Below are 18,241 nucleotides of genomic sequence, written 5' to 3' on the forward strand. Positions count from 1 at the left end.
CTGCAGATACGGAAAGAAGCATGTAGATGAGGGGTTTTTGGTGAAAGAGATGTATTTGGATATGGCGGCGACTGCGCCCTTGCGGTGCGAAGCCCGAGAGGCAATGATTGCGGCGATGGATGAATACGGCAATCCGTCGAGTCTGCATACGAAGGGGTTAGCCGCCGAACGCCTGGTTGAGGAGGCGAGACGCGAGGTTGAGCGCGCTCTCGGTTTTTCGTCCGGGGTTGTTTATTTTACGGGTAGCGGAACAGAATCGAACAATTGGGTTTTTCGCGCGGTTTTTGAGCGCTTCTTCAAGTCGAAAGGTCACGTGGTCGTGTCGGCTGTCGAACATCCCGCCGTGTGGGAGCCCGCCCATGCGCTCAAAGAAGCAGGGTTCGACGTGACGGTCGTTGGGGTGAATGCAGATGGGGACCTGGCGCTGGAGCAGGCCGTCGCCGCCCTTCGCCAAGACACTGTGTTAGTGTCTGTGATGGAAGTCAACAATGAGACGGGGGCGCTGTTTCCTGTCGAAGCTCTGTCGCGACATCTCAGGCAACATAGCCGTGCTCTGCTGCACGTCGATGGGACCCAGGCGTTTTGTAAAATGCCCTCCTGGCGGCCGCCGTCGGAGCCTGACTTTTACACCGTATCCGCGCACAAAATTGGCGGTCCCAAAGGGGTGGCCGCACTCTATGCAAGAAAGAGCAGTCCATTGAAGCCGATGTTTCTCGGTGGGGGGCAAGAACAGGGACTTCGTTCTGGCACTGAAAATGTCCTTGGCATCGTTGGCTTCGGTGCGGCGGCCAAGATTGCCAGGACGTACGCGAATTCCAATTGCCTTGCCGAGAGTTTTGTCATACACGACGCGATGGTATCTGGATTGGAAGCATTGGGGTGCCGTGTTGCACGTCCAATGTCCAAGTCGCCTTACATTGTCACAGCGGCCTATCCCGGCATTCCCGCCGAAGTCATGGTCCATGCACTTGCAGAGCAGGGGATTTATGTTTCGACGGGTAGCGCCTGTTCGTCGCGCCGAAAAAAGCGTTCGACATCGCATCGCGTCCTTGCCGCTATGGGGTGGTCTGACGAAGAGCAGCAAAGCGCCTTTCGCTTGTCTTTTGATGCAGCGCTTTCTGAACAAGATGTGACGTTTGTGTTGGCAACTCTGCGAGAGAGAATCTCGTGGATTTTGAAAACGATTGGACGGAGTTGAAGCGTGGACACGATTCTTGTGCGGTATGGTGAAATTGGCAACAAGGGAAACAACCGCGGGCAGTTTGAACGTCTCTTGCAGCGCCAAGTACAAGAGCGCCTCAGCGAACTGCCATCGGTACGGGTGGAGCGGCTCTCTGGCCGCATGGTCATTACTCTGTCAGATGCAGACGGGGAACATTTTTCACGGGCTCTCGACCGTCTTCAGACGCTCTTTGGCGTGAGTTCGCTCTCCACGGCCCAGTCGACGAGTTTAGAGTTGGAGGACTTGTACCGCGCTGCTATTCAGTATGTCGAGTGGCACTGGGGGGCAGACATCCGTCGGTTCAAAGTCGAAGTGCGCCGGGCCAATAAACAATTTCCGCTTGACAGTTCGGCACTCGCCAGAGAGCTTGGTGCCATCCTTCTACGGCATTTTGAGCGATTGTCGGTCGATGTACATCGGCCCGATGCCATCTTAAACGTCGAGATTCGCGAGCGCCGGGCTTTTTTGTATCATCAGACGCTTGCCGGGGCAGGCGGGTTGCCAGTCGGAATGAGCGGTCATGCGGCGTTGTTGTTGTCCGGAGGCATAGACAGTCCGGTCGCAGGATGGCAAGCTCTCAGGCGCGGTCTGCTCATCCATGCGGTTCATTTTCACAGTCAGCCGTTTACGAGTGACCGCGCGCTCGATAAAGTTTTGCGCCTCAGTTCGCGTCTCAGTGACTATGGTGCGCCGCACGAGCTTTGGTCGATATCGGTGACCGACATTCAGTCGGCCATTCGCAAGTCATGTCCAAGCATGCTTCACACCATTCTTCTTCGACGCATGATGTTCCGTGTAGCGACTTCTTTGGCGGATAGGCAACAATGGCTCGCGCTGGTCACGGGGGATTCGCTTGGACAAGTGGCATCACAGACACTGGAAGCACTCCATGTGCTCGACACGGCGACCGATTTGCCTGTTCTTCGGCCACTCGTGACGATGGACAAGCTCGACATCATTCGCATCGCCGAGCAGTTGCACACTTATCCCATTTCGATTCTCCCATATGAAGATTGCTGCACGCTATTTGCGCCAAAAAGTCCCCGCACGCGCCCGCAGCGCCACGAAGTCAGAGCGGCCGAGCAGCATCTGGATGTGGATGGTTTAGTCGCAGCGGCACTGGCGACGGTGAAACTTTACCGGGACGGTGCCGAGTGCGCTTTGGACTGATGGCGTGGCAGGGAGCGTAAATAGGGCCATACTTGTGCATCGTAACTGCGGAGGTGTGGCGATGAAGCTGCGAACCGCTTGGAAGGTGTATCGCTGGACGCGGACCACATTGCGCGTGACTAAGCCGTTGTGGCGGCCTGCCGCGTTGGCTCTGGCCGGCACGATAGTAGAATCTGTCATCCGTCGCAGAGGTCGGAAGACGCCTCGCCATGCTGCGGCGGTGCGCTTTGTGCGTTCGACCGATCCGCTCCTGTGGCGCCGTCTCGGCTGGCGCAAGGTGCGCCAACGCCGATAGAGGTTGTGGAGTTTTCAAGTAAAAGTCAGTAACAACCAGGCCCCTCCGCGCCCACACACGTCGGTCAAACCTGCGTGCAACTGAGGGGTAGGTGGTGCTTGTTTGGTCAATGGACTCTCTTGATGGCGCAAAGAGTTTAATTCCTCGCGAACATGGACATAACAAGAGTAGTTTGAAACAGACGACGCCGCACTTTTCGCGACCAGCGCAAAGAGGATTGGCGTCCGCGGGGGGCTACTGATGCGACAAACTCTACGAACCATGAGACAAGATGCTTGGACGTCGGAAGACGACGCGATTTTGGCGGAAATTGTCCTTCGTCACATTCGAGATGGTAGCACGCAGTTGGCTGGGTTCAACGAAGCCAGTCGGAGGCTCGGGCGCACGGCCGCAGCTTGCGGCTTTCGATGGAATGCGTGCGTTCGCAAGCAACAACGCAACATCATTGAAGTTGCCAAAGAAGAGCGCAAAGACAAAAAAGCAGAGCGAGTTCAGGCGCAGTTGGAAGGGGGCGACCTCGACCATCCAACGGCAACCTTGATGAGTTGGGCACAGGTGTTGCGGTTTTTAAGGCAGGAAAAAAACACGGCAGGTCAGTGGGCTTCGCGTTGGCGCAATGCGGAGCGTCAATGCAGCGAGTGGAAACAGAGATTTGCCGAATTGGAGCGCGAGCATCGCAAACAAACAGAGGCATTTCGAAACATGCGCCAAGAATACGAGACGGTGGTCAACGACTACCGGGCTCTGGTTCAAATTATGGAGCGAGTGCGCAAGGCAACCGTGCTGAGTGACGAGACCACGTCCGATGGATTTCTCTATAAAATCGACGAGAATGGCAATCTCGAACGCTTGTCAGAGCATTTCGATATTGAACAGGCAGAGTGAATCCATCTGTTTTGAGCAAAGCCGTCGTTACCTCGGCTGCATAAGTTGTACCAAGGGTGCCATCCTATGACTGGGTGGTGAACCGGTTGCGTGCCAAACTGCATTTTCACGTGCCAACACGGCGACAGAAGGGCGGGTTGCAGAGCCAGGAGCAAAGACGCTCTGCTCCATTCGTTCACAAGACGCTGGCGTTGCTTCTGCTCAGCGGTGGGCCGTTTGCGCTCTCCGGGTGCTACGACCGTCAGGAGTTAGAGCAGCAAGCATTCGTGACGACACTTGGTCTCGACAAAGCGCCCGACGGTCAACTTGACTGCACGTTTCGAATTGCTGTGCCCGTCAATCCTGCGAGCGGATCGAGCAAAGAAGACTCGAAAAAAAATGGGCCCATTACGATTCACGCCCGCTCGGTCAGTGAGGCCATGTTGATGGCCAATACTTCCCTCGAGCGAACGGTTACTTTTTCTCATTTGGCAGGAATTATTTTCGGACAGAAACTGGCTGAGAGCGGGGTCGTCGATGCGCTTCGTCCGCTCGTGCGATTTCGCGAATTTCGACAGACGGTTTCCGTCAGTGTCAGCAAGGGTACAGCGCGGGACGTTATTGCCAATTTTCATCCCGTATTGGAGCAATCGGCGGGGCGCATCAATGACAGCATTGCGATTGTCGGCAAACGGACAGGTCTCTTTCCGGTTGCCTATTTGCACGATTTGACGTCCACGTTGGAAACGCCTCATGAAGGCCTCTGCACGCCGCTCTATGCGATGAATCACTATGCCAAAGCGACCGATGGCGCCGCATCCGATACCACCTCTGAGGACTCCTCATCGTCCGGTACGCCTTCTTCGGAGGGTCAGTCAGACAAATCATCGGGACGGTCAGAGCAGTCCGGGAAGAAGCAAGACGTCACTCGCCGCGGTGCTGGAGAGATTGTGCGTAGCGGCGGAAATCCGGTGGATTTTGCCGGGGCAGCAGTTTTTCGGGGTGACCGTATGGTAGACGCATTGAATACGCGGCAGGCGCTGCTGTTTTCACTTCTGCACGGAGGATTGCAAAATGGTAAGTTTGATTTTGACGATCCGTTCAAACCCGCTGCAGACCTCGGTGTTGCTCTGCACTCCGAACGAATGCCTACCATTCTCGTGAACTTGACCCATCCCGTGCGCATTCGGATTCGACTTCCGCTCGATGCGGATATCATCAATGTTGAGAGTGGCTACAATTTTGCGACTCCCTCTGCACAGTTGCGACTAGAGAAGAGTATGGAGAAACAGTTGAATGCCGAGGAAACAGCGCTCCTCGAGCGCTTGTTGGTTCGAGACCGCAGCGACTGCGTACCAGTGTCTAGGTACATTCGACCCAAATTTGCGACCTATCCGTCATTCGCCGCGTATCCTTGGGAAAAACAGATGCAACACGCCATCATTGATGTGCAGAGTGAGATTCATGTCCGCCGCTTTGGGACGCAGGTGGAGCCACTGCAGTCCCTGAATGGCCAGTGAGTCCAGCAACGTCACTGCTGGCCCTGAGGATTTTTCAAAAGTCGGCGCCGCATTACGGGAAATAGGGCCCACGAAAGGTCATCCACTCTGGAGGATAAGCCGGGGGCGGTGGCCCCTGTGGCGGCACACCCCTTGGCGGCACACCCCTTGGCGGTATGCCCTGTGGATACGGCTCTGCAGAGGGCTGCCTCTCTGATGCAGGGTGCTGAAACATCCATTCTGGATACGGTGGATTGACTGGCTGCCTGGGCACTGTCGCAGGCGGTGCTGGATTCTGCGCGTTTGCCTCAAGTGAAGTGCCGCCTTCGTCAGTAGATCCGCCACTGTTGTTCATAAACGACTCCAAGAGACTCCTGGCCGCGAATGAGAAGAGCGGGGAGTCTACAAGTGGAACGAGCGGATGCAAGTCGATGCTGGCGGAGTCTCCAACGCCGCTACGCAACAGTTCTGACATCCGCAGCGTAATCCGAAGGAACTCGCTCGAACTCAGTCCAAGCGAAGAAGCCTCTTTTCGCAGACGTCGAAGGATGTCCGGAGGAAGCGGTGCAGGCTTCTGTTGGCGTCTTTTGGACGAGGGGCTCGCTTTCGATTTTCGATGCTCCGCTGGCACAGCAATCCTCCTTCCCAACAAAGATTCCACAGCCTCTAGCACTATGTGTACAGTCCGCCATTCGGGGACAGAATTTGCCCCGTTGTATACCCGCTCTGCGGACTTGCCAAATATAAACAAGCACTCACGACATCGGCTGTATCGCCCAATCGTCCGACTGGGATTTCGTCAGTCAATTGGGATATGTCCTGTGCATCCAAAGGACTCAGCATCTCCGTGGAGATGGCGCCTGGTGCAATTGCGTTGACGGTGACACCAGACTTCGCGACTTCTTTTGCCAGAGCTTTCGTCATGGCCAAGACAGCCCCTTTGGCTGCAGAATAGGCAACTTCCATGGAGCCCCCCGACAACCCCCAGACCGAAGACATGTTGATGATTCGTCCGTAGCCGCGCTGCATCATCGTTGGTAAAACAGCGCGCGAGCAGAGAAAGCAAGAAGTCAAATTGTGTGCGAGCACCTCTTGAAATTCTGTCGACGTCGTGTCGATAAGGAGTTTGGTGAGACCTACACCCGCGTTGTTGACGAGAATCTGTGCCCCGCCGAGTCCATCGGCTGCTTGCATCAAAGTCTGGACATCCGATTCACGAGACACGTCTGCCTCCACAGCAACGCTGGAGACGTCAAGATTGCGGCAGGCGTTGACGACCTGCTCGGCCAGGGCCGCAGATTGTCGGTAGTTGACTACCACATTGGCACCTGCCCCGGCAAGCGCGACCGCCAATGCAGCACCTATTCCACGGGACGATCCGGTGACAATCGCAGTTTGACCCGCGAGTTCCCTCACTCGGTTGCGATGGTTGTTTATGGACACACTGTTCGCTCCTTGGGGGTGGTTTCTCTGACACGAGAACAAAGACCAAGCGTAGCCGATGTTGTCGCTATTACAGTAGTGTATTCGAAGTGCTTGCGGTCGTCACCTGTCCGCGCTGTGGCTCGTGCGAGTCGGAAATTTTTGCGATAATAGGAGGGCTAGCCATAAGGAGGGGTTGTGTAAGATGATGGAACAAAACGGTGCGGAACGGTCGTCGATTCAAAACTCCAGCGTGTTTGTCCAAGACCATTACGCGGACGACTTTGCGTGGTGCTACGGGTGCGGACGTTTGAATGAACATGGCCTCCACATTAAGACGCGCTGGAACGGCGACGAGACGCTGACCGAATACACGCCGCTCTCCGAACATATCGCCATCCCCGGGTTTACGTACGGGGGCCTGATGGCGTCTTTGGTGGACTGTCACGGTACGGGTAGCGCGGCGCTTGCATTGCTACGCCAAGCCGGACGTGAACTTGGCGATGGTTGCCCCGTACCACGAACCGTCACTGCCTCACTGCATGTTGATTTCCGCAAGCCGACGCCGCTCGGACCACTCATCACTGTGCAAGGGAGAATCGTGGAAGTGACGGATCGTAAAGTTACCGTGCACAGTGACGTTGTGGTCGCCGGGCAAGTCTGTGCACAAGGCGTAGTGGTGGCTGTACTTGCGCCACAAAGCATGGTAAACCGTTCAAAGTAGCGCAGGGAGACGGTCATCCGAGGATGCAGGTCAGGAAATATTTTCGGTCCCTGACCTGACAGTCACCTTGTAGGCCGTCCATAGTGCGCTATCAGTTTCGTCTGACAGGCCTGCGACTCAGCGTGGATTCGTCATCCAGAGTCCTGCGGTCTTAACAAAGACTCGGTCGGGAAGCTTCAGACAGGCAAGGACGAGTTCCGCAACATCGTCTGGCTGCATCATCCAATCCTCGTCACTTGTCTTCAACCCGGCTTTCGCCGCAAGTTCCGTATTGACCGTACTCGGAGTAAGCGCCGTTACACGGATATTGTGTTTGCGGACTTCTTGCATCAGAGATTCGGTCATCCCCATGATGCCAAACTTCGAAGCGGAGTAAGCGCTGGTGGTGGCGGCTCCGCGTTCTCCGGAAGTGGAACTGATGTTTACGATACTTCCATGGCCAGCCTTTATCATCGACGGCAGGACGGAGCGAGTGACATAATAAGTACCAAACAGATTGACTCGGACAATTCGCTCCCACTCTTCGACCGGCATGTCTACCAGTGAACCGAACGTACCAATACCGGCATTGTTTACTAAAATGTCCAATGAGCCCAGATGTTCTTGAACCGCCGCGACCGCCTGCTCTACTTCTTCGCGTGCGGAGATGTCTGTTGCAATTGCTACGGTGCGGACGCCAAACTCCTCGGCGAGTTGTTTTGCCAATGGATCGATCCCGCTAGACGTTCTGGCCAACATTCCAACGTGCACGCCCTCGCTCGCGAGTAGCGTTGCTATCGCTTTGCCGATGCCGCGTCCAGCCCCAGTCACGAGGGCCGTCTGTTCTCTTAAAGCCATCTACTGCACCTCCAACCTCATTCTGCGCCATACTCGGGAAATTCGCAAAAAGGCTTGTGCATTCCTCACAATCATCTTATAATTTCTGAGATTATTCAATTTTGAGATATTTTAAGTCAAAGAGCCTATGTGGGAGCTTTGCGAAGTCGATGTTAAAATCAGCGGAATCGGATGGAGTGATGGCCCGTGCCGAGTCAGGACCGGAAGTTGAAAAAGAATTTGTCGATGTGGGATTTGACATTGATTGGAATTGGCGCAGCGATTGGTTCCGGGTGGCTATTTGGTGTGCAGTATGCGGCCAACGATGCCGGTCCAGCGGCCATCCTGGGATGGGCCATCGGCGCCGTGTCGTTAATCTTCATCGCACTGGTCTATGCCGAGTTGTCTGCTATGCTTCCTGCTGCGGGTGGAGTGGTGCGTTACCCGGATTATTCTCATGGCAGCATCCTCGGATTTTTGATGTCGATTGCAACCATCATCGCCTATTCCACTATTCCTCCCATCGAGGCGGAAGCAGCCGTCCAATACCTTGGCCCGAAGTCACTCTTTAACGCCAAGACTGGACTTCCTACATTTACGGGTTGGGTCATTGAAGTGATGTTAGTCGTTGTGTTTTTTCTCATCAATTTTTATGGAGTCAAACTGTTGGCTCGCATTAACAACGCCGTCACCATCTTTAAAGTCGCGGTTCCAGTCGTGACGGTCGTCACCTTGTTGTTCAGTGTTCACGTCTCCAACTTTACATCACATGGATTTGCACCGTATGGGTTTCCAGGCATTCTCACAGCTGTCGCGACGTCCGGAATCATCTTTTCCATGCTCGGGTTTCGGCAAGCTGTCGATATGTCAGCCGAAGCGAAAAATCCAGGGCGGGATGTACCTCGTTCTATTGTGTTAGAACTGTTGATTGTCGCCGTGGTCTATATCTTGGTCCAAGTGGTCTTCATAGGTGCCATTCCTCCTCATCTCTTGGCGGGGGGTTGGGCTAAATTGACGTTTCAGGGACCACTGGTTGACGTCTCTCTGTTGCTAGGACTGACCTGGTTGTCGTGGTTGATGCAAGTCTCGGCGGTTGTCTCTCCGCTCGGTGCTGGCTGGGTTTACTTTGCATCGACGGCTCGAGCCATCTTAGGTTTTTCAAACAACGGATATTTTTTTAAAGTGTTCGGCAAGGTCGATGAACGGACGGGTATACCGAGGGCGGCTATGTGGTTGACGTTGATTTTGGGCGTCATTTGGACTGGGCCATTTCCTTTGTGGAACAAACTTGTAGCCTTTGCGTCGAGTGCCTCGGTGCTCACTTACGTGGTTGGTCCCGTCAACGCGATGGTTTTTCGTAGGCTCGCACCGGAAGCGCATCGACCGGTTCGTCTCAGAGGACTCTCAATTATCTCTGTGATCGCCTTCATCCTTGGCAGCAACATCATCTACTGGACGGGCTGGGCCAACGTTGAACCGCTCATCATTCTGGAGTTCATTGGACTGGTCATTTTTCTAGTTATCGCGCTGTTCGCCCCCAATTTGCGGGAGAATTTGGGCCAATCGTTCGTCTCGTCCATCTGGATACTGGTGTTTTTGATCTTTATGTTTGTAGTGTCTTACTACGGAAGTTTCGGTGGAAAGAAGGTTCTCTCGTATCCGCTCGACATTATTGTCGTGGCAGTCGGATCTATTGTCTTCTTTTTCTGGGGCATTGCCAGCGGGCGCCGAACGAAATCTTTGGAAACGGCCATCGCAGAAGCATCCGAACCGCCTGTGCAATAAGGGTAACGGATTGTCGCCGAGTGCTAAGGTCGGGCCAATAAAGATAGAATACTCTCACAAATGACAGACTTCCTTCCTCCTTTGCAAACCTTTTGGCAACCTGATACGCTAGAACCGATCTGGGTTTTCAGGGGTTTGCAAGGTGGGAGGGAGAGAGTTTGGTTCGGAAATTGTTCATCGCGAATCGCGGCGAGATTGCCTGTCGCATTCAGCGGACCTGCAAGCGTCTTGGTATTCCGACAGTGGCTGCATACTCGGATGCAGACAAAGACGCCTTGTTTGTTCAGCAGGCAGATGAGAGCGTACATATTGGTCCGCCGCCCGTCTCCGCCAGTTACTTGAATATCGAAGCCATCGTCGCAGGGGCTGTCAAAACGGGAGCCGATGCGATTCATCCAGGCTATGGTCTCCTCAGTGAGAATGCGGACTTCGCAGAGGCAGTTCGAGCGGCGGGTCTTGTGTTTGTGGGGCCGCCCGTTGAGGCAATGAGGGCGATGGCCAACAAAGTGGAAGCGCGCCAACGGATGCAGGCAGCAGGTTTGCCGATTGTACCGGGATCGACCGGAGGAGTGGATTCTCCAGAAGATGCGGTGCTGGTGGCGAACCGCATTGGTTACCCCATCATGTTGAAAGCGTCGAGTGGCGGTGGCGGCATTGGCATGCAGATTGTCCGTTCGGACGACGAATTGAAGAAAGCGTTTGCAGGGAACAGCGCTAGGGCGAAGTCCTACTTTGGGGATGGCCAACTGTTTCTAGAGAAGTACGTCGAGCACCCGCATCATGTGGAAATTCAAGTGTTTTTCGATCAAATGGGCAATGGTATTTATCTCGGCGACCGGGAGTGCTCGATTCAACGTCGCCATCAAAAAGTGGTGGAAGAAGCACCTAGTCCGTTTGTCCCGACTTCGCTCATGGAGACCATGGGCGAAGCGGCAGTTCGAGCTGCCGCGAGCATTGGTTACGTTGGAGCGGGGACTTTTGAATTTCTTGTCGATGCCAATCTGTCATACTACTTTCTTGAGATGAACACGCGCCTTCAGGTCGAGCATCCGGTGACGGAGCAAATTGCCGGAGTCGACCTCGTGGAGTGGCAACTCGCGATTGCGAGCGGCCAGGCGTTGCCCATGCGTCAGTCGGAAGTTCAGTTGAATGGGCACAGCATTGAAGTGCGGCTTTATGCGGAAGACCCCATTCGCGGTTTGCCCTCCCCAGGGACACTGACGCGGCTCGATTTGCCAAAGGACCCGGCGGTTCGTTTGGAGATGGGCTATCGGGCGTCAGATGTGGTCACTCCATTTTACGATCCGCTCCTCGGCAAGCTTGTTGTTACGGCAGAAACGCGGGAAGGGGCCGTTCAATTGTTGCAAAAGGCTCTGGCCCAGTGTCGAGTGGAAGGGATTAAGACGAATTTGCCGAGACTCGTGGACATTGCGAAAGATCCGCGCTTTTTGGAAGGTGTTACTACGACGGATTTTTTGGAAACGATGACCTTGAACGACTCGGTTCGTTGACTTTGTGATTTTCCAAGCAAACGATGGGCGCATGTCGGAATTTATGAATGTAGGAACGAAGGGCTTATGACTGTAGCAACGAAGGACTTATGACTGTAGGAACGAAGGGCTTATGACTGTAGCAACGAAGGACTTATGACTGTAGGAATGAAGGGCTTTTGACTGTAGGAACGAAGGAATGACACGCACTTTCTTCGCAAGCCACATCGCTTGCGAGGACCGCGCTACGAAGATGAGAAGGGATGACGAAACGATGAGTGATGTGCGCGCAAGTATGGCGGGAACTGTATTTCAAGTGCTGGTGGCAGTCGGAGACTCGGTGCAGGCTGGACAAGATGTGGTGGTCTTGGAGTCGATGAAAATGGAGGTTCCTGTGACATCGGAAAGTTCCGGGACGGTTCGGGAGGTTCGTATTGCTGTCGGAGACTTTGTCAATGAAGAGGATGTCTTGGTCGTTTTAGACTGAAGTTTCTTCTTGGTCGTTTTGGACTGAAGTTTCTTCTTGGTCGTTTTAGACTGAAGTTTCTTCTTGGTCGTTTTAGACTGAAGTTTCTTCAATGAAGGTATTGTGATAGATACCGCTCGGAGGGGGGAGTTGCTGTCATGACAACGGTCCAAGCGTCGACGGCTCAGGTCACTTTGTTTGAAGTTGGTCCGCGCGATGGGCTGCAAAATGAACCGGAAACTTTGGCCACGGAGGTCAAGGTGGAACTGCTGGAGAGGTTGATGGAGTCTGGATTGACGCGCATTGAAGTGAGTTCCTTTGTCTCGCCGAAGTGGATTCCACAACTCGCGGATGCGTCCGAGGTATTTCAGCGAATGAGGCGCCGTCGAGGTGTAGAACTGAGTGCCCTGGTACCCAATCTCCAGGGACTGGAGCGAGCACTGGCGGCAGACGTGGACAGCGTGGGCGTATTTATGTCCGCGAGCGAGGCCCACAACCAGAAAAACATCAACAAGACCCGGGCCGAGACGTATCCGGTCTTGGCACCCGTCGTGACCCAAGCGTTGCAGGCAAAAAAACAGGTTCGTGGGTATGTGTCGACGGCGTTCGGCTGCCCTTACGAAGGTGCGGTGAATCCACTAGAAGTGGTCGACGTGGCCTTGCGGCTCCTTGACATGGGCATTCAAGAGCTTTCCATTGGCGACACGATTGGCGTTGCTGTGCCCACGCAAGTCGAGCGGCTGCTCGCGGAGTTGGACGCCAAAGACGTGCCGATGAGTCAGATAGCGCTGCATTTCCACGACACGCGTGGGATGGCCATTGCCAACGCATATGCCGGGTATCGGTGTGGTGTCCGGACATTTGACGGATCGATTGGAGGTCTCGGCGGCTGCCCTTATGCCAAGGGAGCTTCTGGAAACGTAGCGACCGAGGATTTATTTTACCTATTCGACGGCATGGGTGTGGCACCCGCGGTCTCTATTGCGACCTTGCGGAGCACGGCGGCATGGTTGGAGCAGAAGCTCGGACGTAAGCTTGAAAGTCGAGACCGACGGGTGGTGTCGGGAGAGGAAGGAGAGACAACCGTATGACCACACAGTACCAGTGGATTAATGTAGAGACGGAAGGGCATGTGGCCACGGTGACCTTGTGTCGCGAACAAGCGGCAAACAGTTTGTCGCAGGCGCTATGCTTGGAATTTGTCGAGGCGATGGGAGAACTTCAGGAGGCGGATGTCCGCGCTGTCGTTTTGACAGGTCAAGGCAAGAAAGCGTTCTGTGCAGGGGCGGATTTGAAGGAAAGAAAGGGCATGGCAGAAGCAGAAGTCCGTGTGGCGGTTCATCGCATTCGGCAAGTCGTGGAGTCGGTTGCAGCACTGCCTATGCCGACGATTGCCGCCGTCAATGGTGTCGCCTTTGGCGGCGGAACGGAGATTGCCCTGGCGGCAGATTTGCGCATCTGCGCACGGGAGGCGCAATTCGGATTGACGGAGACGGGCCTAGGGATCGTTCCAGGTGCTGGTGGGACCCAGCGGCTACCTCGCTTGGTCGGCGTTTTGCGGGCGAAGGAACTGATTTATACCGCGCGGCGGATTTCTGCTGAGGAAGCCGAACACATTGGACTCGTTTTGGAAGTCGTGGAGTCGGAAGGACTGCTCACGCGGGCGAAGGAATTGGCGCAGAAGGTGGCGGCCAATGGGCCGATTGCCGTTCGTGCGGCAAAGTGGGCTATTGACCATGGTCTCAGTGAGCCGATGGCAAGAGGCTTACAGATAGAAGAAGAAGCTTACGAGCGAGTGTTGAATACGGAGGACCGTTTGGAGGGCTTGCGTGCCTTCGCGGAAAAGCGACCACCGGTTTATCGAGGGAAGTGAGGAAACTTTCATGGATGAGCGATTGAAAAGAGAACGAGAGGCAGTTTTGCAAGGAGGCGACAGGCGTTATCACGAGAAGAATCAGAGCATTGGCAAGATGTTCGTGCGGGAGCGTCTGAGACTTCTGTTTGACGCTGGTCTGGAATTGGAAGACGGACTCTTCGCTAACTGCACGGCGGATGGACTTCCAGCAGACGGTGTGGTGACTGGGCTAGGAACCATCCACGGACGCACGGTGGCCGTCATGGCCAATGACAGTACTGTCAAAGCGGGCAGTTGGGGTGCGCGTACGGTGGAAAAGATATTGCGCATCCAAGAGACGGCGGAGCGGCTTCAAATCCCGCTGTTGTACTTGGTCGATTCCGCGGGAGCGCGAATTACTGACCAAGTTGAAATGTTCCCTGGGCGGCGCGGCGCTGGACGCATTTTTCACAATCAAGTTCGATTGTCCGGTCAAGTGCCCCAAATTTGTCTGTTGTTTGGCCCATCGGCTGCAGGCGGGGCGTACATACCCGCTTTTTGCGATGTCGTCATCATGGTCGAGAAAAACGCCAGCATGTACTTGGGTTCGCCGCGGATGGCGGAAATGGTCATTGGCGAAAAGGTGAGTCTTGAGGAAATGGGTGGCGCGCGCATGCATTGTTCTGTCAGTGGTTGTGGGGACATTCTTGCAGCGAGTGAGGAAGAAGCTTTGGAGATGGCCCGTTCGTATCTGTCGTATCTGCCCGACTCCAGTCAACAGGCTCCACGCCGGCAGGCGCCGCGAAGCGTTGCATCACACGACAAAACGCTGTCTGACATCATCCCGGCGAACCAAAATGCGCCGTTTAATATGCTTGACCTGATTGCCCGCATTGTCGATGAAGACTCTTGGTTTGAGATAAAGAAGTTGTTTGCGCCGGAAATTTTGACCGGATTTGCCCGGTTGGACGGGCATGTGGTCGGCATTGTTGCAAACCAGCCGCGTGTCAAGGGAGGCGTACTGTTTGTCGACTCGGCCGATAAAGCGGCGCGGTTCATTGCACTCTGCGATGCGTTCTCGATTCCTCTTCTGTTTCTCGCGGATGTACCGGGGTTCATGATTGGCACGAAAGTCGAGCGTGCTGGCATTATCCGACACGGTGCCAAATTGATTGCGGCTATGTCTGAGGCAACTGTGGCGAAGATCAGCGTGATCGTCCGCAAAGCCTATGGGGCAGGTCTCTATGCGATGGCTGGACCCGCCTTTGAACCGGACGTCTGCATCGCGTTGCCGAGCGCGCAGATTGCGGTCATGGGACCGGAAGCGGCAGTCAACGCTGTCTATAGCAACAAAATTGAGGAACTGGAAGAGAGTGAGCGCAGAGCGTTCATTGAACAAAAGCGTGCGGAGTATCGCGCCGATATCGACCTCTATAAATTGGCGGCAGAACTCGTGATTGACGACATAGTTCAACCGGAAGAATTGCGCGGCGTACTGGCAACCCGTCTTGCTGCTTATCAGACGAAAGTCGCGTCGCCACCACGCCGCAAGCATGCGGTCTACCCGGTCTGAGTGAAGACCGTCTCGCCGTGCCATTCGACTGCCGACCACCGTGTTCCATAGCATAACCTTCATGGGCCAATTGGCTATGTTGGGAATGGAATTCTTCAAATACGACTGCTTGATTGGCGACCTGTTCCGCAGGTCGCTTATTTTACTTTAGTGGACTGAGAAGGTATGATAGGCTGGTGTGTTCTGTCTTGTAAGGGCATCTGTTGAGTGCTTTGAGAAGACTTGTGTTTCAAATTCGAAGATAGGGAGTGTCGCAGATGGCTGCGTTGTTTGATGAAATTTCATTTCGCGGCATGACGTTAAAGAATCGCATTGTTGTCTCGCCCATGTGCCAATATCAGGCCTTAGAGGACGGTGTATCGACCGATTGGCATCTTGTTCACTATGGTTCACTAGCGATGTCCGGCGCGAGTTTGGTCTTTGTGGAAGCCACGGCTGTGGAAGCACGGGGTCGCATTTCCACAAAGGACCTCGGACTGTACAGCGACGACCACGTTTCGGGACTTTTACGCATCGTCGACTTTGGCCATAGCCAAGGGACGATGATGGGCATACAACTCAATCATGCGGGGCGCAAGGCAGATGTGGATGGACCCATCGTGGCGCCGAGCTCTGTGCGTTTTAGTGAGAAGTATGCGATTCCGGAGGCAATGACAGAAGAGGATATTGAGGAGGCTGTTCAGGCGTTCGCGTCTGCAGCAAAGCGGTCGGTCGCCGCTGGATTCGATGTCATTGAAATACACGCGGCGCATGGTTACCTCCTGAATCAATTTTTGTCGCCTCTGTCCAATCGGCGGTCAGACGCATATGGCGGCTCTGTCGAGAATCGCCTTCGTTTTCCGTTGCAGGTGGTCTCCGCCATTCGCGCGGTCATTCCGAGCACTATGCCGCTGTTTTTGCGAGTGTCTGCGGTAGAATATGTGGACAATGGCTACTCCATGGCGGAGATGGTTCAATTTTGCCGTGGATTTCGGGATGCTGGGGTGGACTTAGTGGATGTGTCCACTGGAGGGAACGTTCCCGTTATGCCATCTGCGGTTTATCCGGGGTATCAGATTGCGCCCGCCGCGCAGATTCGGCGTGAGGCAGACATTTGTGTGGGTGGCGTTGGGATGCTGGATAACGTTGAACTGAGTGAGTATTTGGTACAGTCGGGGCAAGTCGATTTGGTGTCGGTCGCGCGAGGATTTCTGCGCAACAAAACTTGGGGACATGATGCAGCCATCGCTTTGCATCGCCCGATTCATCCGCCCAAGCCGTATACTCGTGCATACCCGCAACATTGATGCAGATGGCGCTTATCAGATGTGAAAAAGGACGGTTCTCGGTGAACATTGAGTGAAGTGAAGGGGCGAGGGACATTGGACTGTACAGTTCGCCAAGAACTGACGGGAAATCGTTTGACAGATAGGCAGGTTACCGAATTTGCCAGCGTGAGTGACCTCTACGATGGACAAGACCCACGCCAGTTGCAAACTTATGAGACGCGAGCAGAGTGGTTGGAAGGAGAGTTTTCTCAGCATCATCGCGAGCGCTTGGCGCGGACCTTGGTTCGTTATGCAGAGACGCTTTCTGCTCCCGAAGAAAGTCGAGCGAATGCGCATCGACTTGCCGATCCGCGGGCAGTCGCACTGGTGACGGGTCAACAAGCGGGACTGTTTACAGGTCCGCTCTATTCTCTTGCCAAAGCGTTGACCGTTATCGGAGTGGCGGAACAACTGGAAAAGGAACTGGCGCGGCCTGTAGTCCCTGTCTTTTGGGTGGCTTCGGAAGACCACGACTGGGCTGAAGTCAACCACACATTCATCCTCGATTCTGAGCTTTCCGTGCGCCGTATTCGTTTGGCCATGCGACCAGAATTGCATCGGATGGTTTACCATACACCTTTGACGAGAGATGCCGTTGAATCGGCCTTGGACGAGGCCTATCTTCGTCTGCCTCAGGCGGAGTACAAGACGGAGATGATGGCGACGCTTCGCGCGCAGTGGTCTCTGGAAGACACCTTGTCTACCTGGTTCGCACGAACGATGGTGCAATTGCTCGGTTCCCGGGGATTGGTGCTACTCGACCCGTGTCTGCCAGAATTGCGCACCTTGGTGGGACCAGTATTTGCGGAGACGTTGAAGCGAAACGACGACGTTCGCGCTGAATTGACGCAGTGTTATCACGCCGTCCGCGAGGCTGGATATGTGCCCGAAGTTTTGGAAGACAAGACCAACACGAATGTTTTCTACGTCCGCGACGGACATCGCTATGTTTTGCAAAAAACGTCTGAAGACATGTTGGAGACGCGCCACCTGTCGCTGTCAAAACGTCGCGCACAGTTCATTGCGGAGGCACTCGACGAAGCCACGCACTTCAGTTCCAACGTGTTGTTGCGGCCGGTCATCCAAGACCATCTACTGCCGACTTTGGCGTACGTAGGCGGGCCATCGGAGTTAGCCTATTATCCATTGGCTCGAGGCATCTTTCACGCCTTCGGAAGACGGTTGCCGCCACTGCTGTTGCGTCAGCGGATGAACTTGTTTCCATCGGCCGTGGCCGAATGTTTGACAGAGTTGCGGATATCGGCCAATGACCACAAAGGAATTTCCGAGTTGGTGGAGAAACACCTCGCCACGGCGGGAGTGGACAAGATGCAAGCTCAAGTGGCAGTTCTCCGTTCGCTGTTTCACGAACAGCTGGAGGCGATTGCAACGGCCTGGCCAGCGCTGCAACCACAGTTGTCAGGCGTTCTGGAGTCGGCTAAGGTGCGCCACGAAGACCAGATGCGCGGCCTTGTCAACAAATTGTCGCGGCTGGTGGAGGCCACGGAGGCGCAACAGATTCATCGCTTGAGAAGTGTGGAACGCTGGTTGTGGACGGATGGCCATGCCGCCGAACGCCGGCTGTCCCCGCTCAATGCGTGGTCGCGCATCGGGACACGGGCACTCAGTCAACTACCAGCTTGGGGCGATTATCGACAAGTTCCTCCAGTGTACGATATCTCGCTCTGATCGATTGACGACTACAGGGGCATTTCGACATATTTCCCGCAAGGCTCAGCGCGATTCTTTTTGCGCTGGGCCTTGTTTTTTGGCG

General features: G+C 54.7%; 17 protein-coding genes. 14 read left to right on the plus strand and 3 right to left on the minus strand.

Translation table 11 applies throughout. The features are described 5' to 3' along the window. Positions 1–49: 49 nt before the first annotated feature. The 5 genes from M4I36_RS09250 to M4I36_RS09270 all read left to right on the plus strand — a co-directional run bounded on the left by M4I36_RS09250 (position 50) and on the right by M4I36_RS09270 (position 5,071). A complete protein-coding gene (locus M4I36_RS09250; protein ID WP_258111541.1) occupies positions 50–1,198 on the plus strand; it encodes a cysteine desulfurase family protein in 1,149 nt (382 codons plus the stop codon). Between the two features lie 3 nt (positions 1,199–1,201). Continuing rightward, positions 1,202–2,392 carry a tRNA uracil 4-sulfurtransferase ThiI gene (gene thiI, locus M4I36_RS09255; RefSeq protein WP_258111432.1) on the plus strand — a complete coding sequence of 397 codons (1,191 nt, stop codon included), beginning with the start codon at positions 1,202–1,204 and terminating at the stop codon, positions 2,390–2,392. 61 nt (positions 2,393–2,453) lie between these two features. Further along, positions 2,454–2,687, plus strand: coding sequence for a hypothetical protein (locus tag M4I36_RS09260; RefSeq protein WP_258111433.1), 234 nt, complete (start codon positions 2,454–2,456; stop codon positions 2,685–2,687). A 240-nt stretch (positions 2,688–2,927) separates the two neighbouring features. Beyond that, the gene (locus M4I36_RS09265; protein ID WP_258111434.1) at positions 2,928–3,572 is read left to right on the plus strand and encodes an RsfA family transcriptional regulator; all 645 of its coding nucleotides are present in this window, start codon (positions 2,928–2,930) and stop codon (positions 3,570–3,572) included. Between the two features lie 86 nt (positions 3,573–3,658). After that, on the plus strand, positions 3,659–5,071 hold the full coding sequence (locus tag M4I36_RS09270; RefSeq protein ID WP_258111435.1) for a Ger(x)C family spore germination protein: 1,413 nt from the start codon (positions 3,659–3,661) through the stop codon (positions 5,069–5,071). Positions 5,072–5,123: 52 nt separating this feature from the next. On the opposite strand, the gene M4I36_RS09275 is transcribed toward M4I36_RS09270, so the two are convergent. After that, positions 5,124–5,681: a hypothetical protein gene (locus tag M4I36_RS09275; protein ID WP_258111436.1), complete on the minus strand. Its 558-nt coding sequence runs from the start codon at positions 5,679–5,681 to the stop codon at positions 5,124–5,126. A gap of 41 nt (positions 5,682–5,722) precedes the next feature. Further along, entirely contained in the window at positions 5,723–6,493 is a 771-nt protein-coding gene (gene ymfI, locus M4I36_RS09280) for an elongation factor P 5-aminopentanone reductase (protein WP_258111437.1), read from the minus strand. Between the two features lie 184 nt (positions 6,494–6,677). On the opposite strand from ymfI, the gene M4I36_RS09285 reads away from it, so the two are divergent. Next, positions 6,678–7,196 (plus strand): PaaI family thioesterase, encoded by a 519-nt coding sequence (locus M4I36_RS09285; RefSeq protein ID WP_258111438.1) that lies wholly within the window; start codon positions 6,678–6,680, stop codon positions 7,194–7,196. 117 nt (positions 7,197–7,313) lie between these two features. Here M4I36_RS09285 and M4I36_RS09290 read toward each other — a convergent pair whose 3' ends face one another. Continuing rightward, positions 7,314–8,033 carry a 3-ketoacyl-ACP reductase gene (locus tag M4I36_RS09290; protein ID WP_258111439.1) on the minus strand — a complete coding sequence of 240 codons (720 nt, stop codon included), beginning with the start codon at positions 8,031–8,033 and terminating at the stop codon, positions 7,314–7,316. A gap of 186 nt (positions 8,034–8,219) precedes the next feature. Here M4I36_RS09290 and M4I36_RS09295 point away from each other — a divergent pair, with 186 nt between their 5' ends. From M4I36_RS09295 to bshC, 8 genes are all read left to right on the plus strand, one after another. Next, entirely contained in the window at positions 8,220–9,797 is a 1,578-nt protein-coding gene (locus tag M4I36_RS09295) for an APC family permease (protein ID WP_258111440.1), read from the plus strand. Positions 9,798–9,955: 158 nt separating this feature from the next. Then, positions 9,956–11,308, plus strand: coding sequence for an acetyl-CoA carboxylase biotin carboxylase subunit (locus M4I36_RS09300; protein WP_258111441.1), 1,353 nt, complete (start codon positions 9,956–9,958; stop codon positions 11,306–11,308). 253 nt (positions 11,309–11,561) lie between these two features. Then, the gene (locus M4I36_RS09305; protein WP_258111442.1) at positions 11,562–11,774 is read left to right on the plus strand and encodes an acetyl-CoA carboxylase biotin carboxyl carrier protein subunit; all 213 of its coding nucleotides are present in this window, start codon (positions 11,562–11,564) and stop codon (positions 11,772–11,774) included. Between the two features lie 137 nt (positions 11,775–11,911). After that, positions 11,912–12,844 carry a hydroxymethylglutaryl-CoA lyase gene (locus M4I36_RS09310; protein ID WP_258111443.1) on the plus strand — a complete coding sequence of 311 codons (933 nt, stop codon included), beginning with the start codon at positions 11,912–11,914 and terminating at the stop codon, positions 12,842–12,844. Continuing rightward, complete coding sequence (locus M4I36_RS09315; protein WP_258111444.1) at positions 12,841–13,626, plus strand: enoyl-CoA hydratase-related protein; 786 nt, start codon at positions 12,841–12,843, stop codon at positions 13,624–13,626. Before M4I36_RS09310 ends, M4I36_RS09315 begins: the two co-directional genes overlap by 4 nt. Before the next feature lie 10 nt (positions 13,627–13,636). Then, positions 13,637–15,160: an acyl-CoA carboxylase subunit beta gene (locus tag M4I36_RS09320; RefSeq protein ID WP_258111542.1), complete on the plus strand. Its 1,524-nt coding sequence runs from the start codon at positions 13,637–13,639 to the stop codon at positions 15,158–15,160. Positions 15,161–15,417: 257 nt separating this feature from the next. After that, positions 15,418–16,446: an NADH:flavin oxidoreductase/NADH oxidase gene (locus M4I36_RS09325; protein WP_258111445.1), complete on the plus strand. Its 1,029-nt coding sequence runs from the start codon at positions 15,418–15,420 to the stop codon at positions 16,444–16,446. A gap of 75 nt (positions 16,447–16,521) precedes the next feature. Continuing rightward, positions 16,522–18,156: a bacillithiol biosynthesis cysteine-adding enzyme BshC gene (gene bshC, locus M4I36_RS09330; protein WP_258111446.1), complete on the plus strand. Its 1,635-nt coding sequence runs from the start codon at positions 16,522–16,524 to the stop codon at positions 18,154–18,156. Positions 18,157–18,241: the final 85 nt, after the last annotated feature.

This window comes from Alicyclobacillus sp. SP_1 (assembly GCF_024706985.1).
Classification (GTDB): Bacteria; Bacillota; Bacilli; order Alicyclobacillales; family Alicyclobacillaceae; genus Alicyclobacillus_I.

Coding starts and splice junctions, on each gene's coding strand:
- M4I36_RS09305 (WP_258111442.1), top strand. CDS start 11,562: ATGAGTGATGTGCGCGCAAGTATGGCGGGAACTGTATTTCAAGTGCTG.
- M4I36_RS09260 (WP_258111433.1), top strand. CDS start 2,454: ATGAAGCTGCGAACCGCTTGGAAGGTGTATCGCTGGACGCGGACCACA.
- M4I36_RS09250 (WP_258111541.1), top strand. CDS start 50: ATGTATTTGGATATGGCGGCGACTGCGCCCTTGCGGTGCGAAGCCCGA.
- M4I36_RS09315 (WP_258111444.1), top strand. CDS start 12,841: ATGACCACACAGTACCAGTGGATTAATGTAGAGACGGAAGGGCATGTG.
- M4I36_RS09290 (WP_258111439.1), bottom strand. CDS start 8,033: ATGGCTTTAAGAGAACAGACGGCCCTCGTGACTGGGGCTGGACGCGGC.
- M4I36_RS09265 (WP_258111434.1), top strand. CDS start 2,928: ATGCGACAAACTCTACGAACCATGAGACAAGATGCTTGGACGTCGGAA.
- M4I36_RS09285 (WP_258111438.1), top strand. CDS start 6,678: ATGATGGAACAAAACGGTGCGGAACGGTCGTCGATTCAAAACTCCAGC.
- M4I36_RS09310 (WP_258111443.1), top strand. CDS start 11,912: ATGACAACGGTCCAAGCGTCGACGGCTCAGGTCACTTTGTTTGAAGTT.
- M4I36_RS09320 (WP_258111542.1), top strand. CDS start 13,637: ATGGATGAGCGATTGAAAAGAGAACGAGAGGCAGTTTTGCAAGGAGGC.
- M4I36_RS09325 (WP_258111445.1), top strand. CDS start 15,418: ATGGCTGCGTTGTTTGATGAAATTTCATTTCGCGGCATGACGTTAAAG.